This is a genomic window from Streptomyces sp. 13-12-16, assembly GCF_002114215.1.
In the GTDB taxonomy this organism is placed as follows: domain Bacteria; phylum Actinomycetota; class Actinomycetes; order Streptomycetales; family Streptomycetaceae; genus Streptomyces.
This window is the reverse complement of sequence record NZ_NCTE01000260.1, coordinates 1-3,461: the sequence shown is the minus strand read 5'-3', so window position 1 is coordinate 3,461 and position 3,461 is coordinate 1. Positions and strand designations below refer to the sequence as shown.

The 3,461-nt window shown below is 73.0% G+C and carries 4 protein-coding genes; 1 reads left to right on the top strand and 3 read right to left on the bottom strand.

The features are described from left to right. From B7767_RS11705 to bioB, 3 genes are all read right to left on the bottom strand, one after another. Positions 1-239 (bottom strand): AAA family ATPase (locus B7767_RS11705; protein ID WP_143652367.1); only part of this gene is annotated, 239 nt, incomplete at its 3' end. Between the two features lies 1 nt (position 240). Continuing rightward, the gene (locus B7767_RS11700) at positions 241-1,521 is read right to left on the bottom strand and encodes an adenosylmethionine--8-amino-7-oxononanoate transaminase (protein WP_085572144.1); all 1,281 of its coding nucleotides are present in this window, start codon (positions 1,519-1,521) and stop codon (positions 241-243) included. Beyond that, entirely contained in the window at positions 1,514-2,665 is a 1,152-nt protein-coding gene (gene bioB / locus B7767_RS11695) for a biotin synthase BioB (RefSeq protein WP_085572143.1), read from the bottom strand. The genes B7767_RS11700 and bioB overlap by 8 nt, the downstream gene beginning before the upstream one ends. 147 nt (positions 2,666-2,812) lie before the next feature. On the opposite strand from bioB, the gene B7767_RS11690 reads away from it, so the two are divergent. Further along, the coding region (locus B7767_RS11690; RefSeq protein ID WP_143652365.1) for an aminotransferase class I/II-fold pyridoxal phosphate-dependent enzyme at positions 2,813-3,461 on the top strand (649 nt) is incomplete at its 3' end.

Below are 3,461 nucleotides of genomic sequence, written 5' to 3'. Positions count from 1 at the left end.
CGGGCCGCCGTGGCCGGCGCCAGCGGATCCGGGTACCGGGCCAGTTCGGCCGTCGTCACCGCACCGGCGAGCCGCGCGACCTCCTCGGCGTCCCCGGTCTCCGCCGGGAGCACACCCGTCTGCGCCGCCTTCAGCACCGCCACCGACCGGCCGGCCGCCAGCGCCGTCGCGGCGAGGGCGGCCGTCACCACCGTCTTGCCGACCTCGGTGCCCGTGCCCGTGATCACCAACACCGACATGTCATCCCTCCTTCGCCGCCGCGCACACCGCGCGGGCGATGCGCGCCACGTCCGCGTCACCCGTGACGTACGGCGGCATGGTGTAGATCAGATCGCGGAACGGCCGCAGCCACACGCCCTCGCGCACGGCGGCCTCCGTGGCCGCCCGCATGTCGACGGCGTGATCGAGCTGGACCACCCCGATGGCACCGAGCACCCGCACGTCCCGCACCCCGGCCAGCCCGGCCGCCGGCGCCAGCCCCTCCCGCAGGCCCGCCTCGATCCGCCCGACCTCCGCGAGCCAGTCCTGGCCGAGCAGCAGTTCGACGGAGGCGCAGGCCACGGCCGCCGCCAGCGGATTGCCCATGAACGTCGGCCCGTGCGCCAGCACCGGCACCTCACCGCGCGAGATGCCCTCGGCCACCCGCGCGGTGCACAGCGTCGCCGCCATGGTCAGGTAACCGCCGGTCAGCGCCTTGCCCACACACATCACATCCGGCGCCACCGCCGCGTGCTCCGCCGCGAACAGGGCGCCCGTGCGCCCGAACCCGGTCGCGATCTCGTCGAACACCAGCAGCACGCCGTGCGCGTCGCACGCCTCGCGCAGCACCCGCAGATACGCGGGGGAGTGGAACCGCATCCCGCCCGCGCCCTGCACCACCGGCTCCACGATCACCGCGGCCAGTTCGCCGGCGTGCCGCTCCACCGTCGACCGCAGGTGCTCGGCGTACTCCTCCTCGTACCCGGCCGGCGGCGCGTCCGCGAAGACCTGGCGCGGCAGCACCCCGGACCACAGCTCGTGCATCCCGCCCTCGGGGTCGCACACCGACATCGGCTGCCAGGTGTCACCGTGGTAGCCGCCCCGCCAGGTCAGCAGCCGCCGCTTCTCCGGCCGGCCCAGCGAACGCCAGTACTGCAGGCACATCTTCACCGCGACCTCGACCGACACCGACCCGGAGTCGGCGAGGAACACATGCTCGAGACCGTCCGGCGACATGTCGACAAGGAGCTTCGCCAGCCGCACGGCGGGCTCGTGGGTGAGCCCGCCGAACATCACGTGGCTCATCCGCTCCAACTGCCCGCGCGCGGCCTCGTTGAGCACCGGGTGGTTGTAGCCGTGGATCGCCGACCACCAGGACGACATCCCGTCGACCAGTTCGCCCGAGCCGTCGGCGAGTCTCAGCCGCACCCCGCTCGCCGACTCCACGACGAGCGGTTCCTGACGACCCGGCATGGGCCCGTACGGATGCCAGACATGCCGCCGGTCCAGCTCCAGCAGCTCGGCGACGGACCGCTCAGGCATTGGGCGCGAGGTCCGTTCCGGCTCCCCGGCGGCGCACGGCGACCAGGTCCGTACGGGGCTCCTCGGGCGCACTCCCGCAGGAGCCCGCGGTCGCCGGACCGCACGCGCCGCCGCCCTCGTGGGAGCCGCAACCGCCGCCCGCGCGGTGCTCGGGCAGCGTCACCTCGCCGGTGCCCTCCACCTCGAACCCGGCGTCCGCGATCATCTCCAGGTCCGCCTTGCCGGCCTGGCCCTCACTGGTGAGGTAGTCGCCGAGGAAGATCGAGTTGGCCAGGTGCAGCGCGAGCGGCTGCATCGTGCGCAGGTGCACCTCACGGCCGCCGGCGATCCGCACCTCGACGTCCGGGCAGACGAACCGCGTCATCGCCAGGATGCGCAGGCACCGCTGCGGGGTGAGGTGCCACTCCTTGGCGAGCGGCGTGCCCTCCATCGGGATCAGGAAGTTGACCGGCACCGAGTCCGGGTCCAGCTCCCGCAGCGAGAGGACCACGTCGACCAGGTCCTCGTCGGACTCGCCCATGCCGGCGATCAGACCCGAGCAGGCCGACAGACCGGCGGCGTGTGCCTTGCGCACCGTGTCCACCCGGTCGGCGTACGTGTGGGTGGTCGTGATGTCCCCGTACGTCGACTCGGACGTGTTGAGGTTGTGGTTGTAGGCGTCCGCGCCCGCCTCGCGCAGCCGCTCCGCCTGGCCGTCGGAGAGCAGACCGAGACAGGCGCACACCTCCACGCCCTCGTTCTGCTCCTTGATGGCCTTGATGGTGTCGGAGACCCGGTCCACGTCACGGTCGGTGGGGCCCCGGCCACTGGCCACCAGGCACACCCGCTTGGCGCCGCCCGCGAGACCGGCGGCGGCCGCCTGCGACGCCTGGTCCGGCTTGAGCCAGGTGTACTTCAGGATGTCGGCCTTGGAGCCGAGCCGCTGGGAGCAGTAGGAGCAGTCCTCCGGGCACAGGCCGGACTTGAGGTTGACGAGATAGTTGAGTTTCACCCGTCGGCCGAACCAGTGCCGCCGCACCTTCCCGGCCGCGGCCACCACATCGAGCAGGTCGTCGTCGGAGGTGGCCAGCACGGCCAGAGCTTCCTCGCGGGTCGGCGTCTCACGCCGAAGCCCCTTGTCCACCAGCGTGTTCAGCAGGTTCATGAGAGCCGATCCTGTCCTACCCGACCCGCCCGGGCCAAGGAGAGTTCGTACAACAGGGGCACTTCGAGGTGTGGGTATCACCACACACTGGTCCGTCCGGCCTCCCGCTAATGTCTGTGCACTGCCTACAAAAACCCCGGAGGACACATGGCGTTCGGCTGGATCGACGAGCAGGCGGAGCTGCGCCGCCGGGCCGGACTCGTACGCAGCCTGCGTCCCCGGGCGGCCGACACGCCGCTGCTCGATCTGGCGAGCAACGACTACCTGGGTCTGGCCCGGCATCCGGAGGTCACCGAGGGCGCCGCGCGGGCCGCGCGGACCTGGGGCGGCGGGGCGACCGGCTCCCGGCTCGTCACCGGCACCACCGGGCTCCACACCGAGCTGGAACGCGAACTGGCCGCCTTCTGCGGCTTCGAGGCGGCCCTGGTCTTCTCCTCCGGCTACGCGGCCAACCTCGCCGCCGTCACCGCGCTGGCCCCGCACGGCTCCAGGATCGTCTCCGACGCGGGCAACCACGCCTCGCTGATCGACGGCTGCCGACTCGCCCGCGGTACGACACAGGTGGCGGCGCACTCCGATCCCGACGCCGTGCGCAAGGCGCTGGACGGGCACGACGGGCCCGCGGTCGCGGTGTCCGACACGGTGTTCTCGGTGGACGGCGACGCCGCCCCGCTCACCGGACTCGCCGAGGCGTGCCGGGAGCACGGCGCGGGCCTGGTGCTCGACGACGCGCACGGTCTCGGTGTGCTCGGCGACGGCGGGCGCGGGGCCCCGCACGCGGCGGGGCTGGCGGGCG

Excerpts from the sequence above, each read along its gene's own strand:
- B7767_RS11700 (WP_085572144.1), bottom strand. The coding sequence starts at position 1,521 with ATGCCTGAGCGGTCCGTCGCCGAGCTGCTGGAGCTGGACCGGCGGCAT.
- bioB (WP_085572143.1), bottom strand. The coding sequence starts at position 2,665 with ATGAACCTGCTGAACACGCTGGTGGACAAGGGGCTTCGGCGTGAGACG.